This is a genomic window from Limosilactobacillus alvi (genome assembly GCF_016900115.1).
Lineage (GTDB): Bacteria > Bacillota > Bacilli > Lactobacillales > Lactobacillaceae > Limosilactobacillus > Limosilactobacillus alvi.
Genome location: NZ_JACJJQ010000072.1, coordinates 1 through 2,064, shown reverse-complemented (window position 1 = coordinate 2,064; position 2,064 = coordinate 1). Strand labels below are relative to the sequence as shown.

Here is a 2,064-nt window from a genome sequence, read left to right as displayed (position 1 = left end):
ATGTGATATAATTATTGACATGAAAGATACAAATAGACTTACGTATGGGAGAACTTCCGTATATAACTTAAATTACCACATTGTTTGGGGAACTAAATACCGTAACAAAGTCTTGCAGGGACATGTTGAACAAGTGTTTAAGGAGTTAGTTAATCAGATTGCTAAAGAGTATGGCTTTACAATTGCTCATCTTGAAATTGGCAAGGATGATCACGTTCACTTAATGGTTAGCGCCCCACCTAAGCTATCTGTCACCAATATTGTTCGTTGGTTAAAAGGGATCACTGCATATCAATTATTTCGCAAATGTCCAGAATTGCAGACCAGCTATTGGAAACAAAAGGGGCGCCACCTTTGGTCACCTAGTTATTACGTAGAAAGCATTGGTGCCGTAAACGAGCAAGGTGTAGCTAAATATATTGACGACCAACGTAAAAAGGAGAGCTAAATGCTTAAACTGCCTAAAACAACTGAATATGTCCGTACTCGCCGGTACCACCTAGTTGTTACGGCAGAGTTAACTGAAAAACACATGTGTAACTTGGCTGTAGAAAACGAACTACACAACTATGCGCTTAAATTCCTAGAAAGAACCTACGGTTATAAGCATCTCGGTCGTACTTTTCCAACTACTCGTACTGGTAAGAACTATATTATTAAAGATGAAATATTACCGCGATTTTTAAAAGAATACTATAATTTAAAACGTTGGAATGCTAAGAAAATCGGATTACACTCACAAGCAGCTTATCAATTCTTAGTAACGATGTTGACTAATTTCGGCGAGTACCGAAAGGTGCTCAAGAAAGCATCCATGATGACCGAACAAGAAAAAGAAGATTACCGTAACAATAAGCACGGTAACAATCCTAAACACCGCTCTTGGTACCGTAAGGGATCACTAACATTCCTACGGAATGAAGCTAGTCATAAGACGGTTTCCTTGCCCGATAATGGTCAAATCGAGGTGCTGTCACCACACTGGATTAAGCTTCAAGATTATGGAGTGGTCCAAGTATTAGAAGATATCCGGAACCTAAAGAACCAGAAGGTTGTCACATCTAAGATTAAGCGTAAAGGCGATGATACTTTTGAGCTTCAGCTAGTTCTAAAGTCCACAGTTGAACGGGTTAAACCAGCAAGAAAAGCTGGCGCTGATTGGAACATGAAAGACGAAAAAATCTTCCATACTTCCAATGACGAGCGAATTTACCTGCCCTTACGAGCGTCGGCATTAGCTGATAAGTATGAATCAACCATCAACGGGCTCAAGAGTCGTCGAGATATTTTAAGCGCTCACCTAAACAAGCGGTGCCGCCGCTTAGCTGATCTCAACCAACAAATTAGATACTATAATGTGCGAAGGATGAATCTGCTAACGGAAGCCTACCGTAAAATTGCTAAACAACTCTTTGATGATTACGACTTACTAGCCATCGAGCAACTCGACGCTAAAGAAATGCGTCGTGAGTCTAAGGCGTTAAGTAAAGCCGGTAATCACGGTAAGAACCGCCATTTAGCAAAAGTTAAACCTTACGAATTAGCCCAATTATTGACGCAAGTCGCCAACCGTGAGGGTAAAACTCTGATTAAGGTTGATTCCTACAAGACAAGTCAAGTTGAATACGGCACTGATTATGTCCAGAAACATGAGGTTGTGGAACGTCACTGGCGTTCTGAACTGACAGGTAAAGAAATCATTCGGGACCTCAACGCAAGTTGGAATATTCTTAGTTGGGCACTCGATCCAAAGAAACATTACAAGTATCGCGAACGGCAACAAGAAATTAAAGACGCAAAAAAGAAAGGAGTCGCTAAAACACGACTCCCTAAAGTAATTAAGCCAGAATATCTAGTTAAAATTAATTAATATCATCACGGGCGGGACAGAACCTTGCCGTCCTTAAAGGCTACAAGAGGAGACTTTGGCGTATCACCCTGAGCGTGCAAAACGGGTGCGAAAAGCCTTCGGAAACGGTTTTAACTGTTCGAGAATCAAGTGTAACTTGATTCTCCATTGCCTAAACGATTTCCAGATCAAGAGGCACACTGTTGCCTTTTGAT

2 protein-coding genes are annotated in these 2,064 nt (G+C 40.9%); both read left to right on the top strand.

The window, feature by feature from the left end:
• Positions 1-19: 19 nt before the first annotated feature.
• Positions 20-448, top strand: a complete 429-nt coding sequence (tnpA, locus tag H5993_RS09060; RefSeq protein WP_204777097.1) for an IS200/IS605 family transposase — start codon at positions 20-22, stop codon at positions 446-448.
• Positions 449-1,870 carry a transposase gene (locus H5993_RS09055; protein ID WP_239458071.1) on the top strand — a complete coding sequence of 474 codons (1,422 nt, stop codon included), beginning with the start codon at positions 449-451 and terminating at the stop codon, positions 1,868-1,870. It abuts the gene before it with no gap.
• Positions 1,871-2,064: the final 194 nt, after the last annotated feature.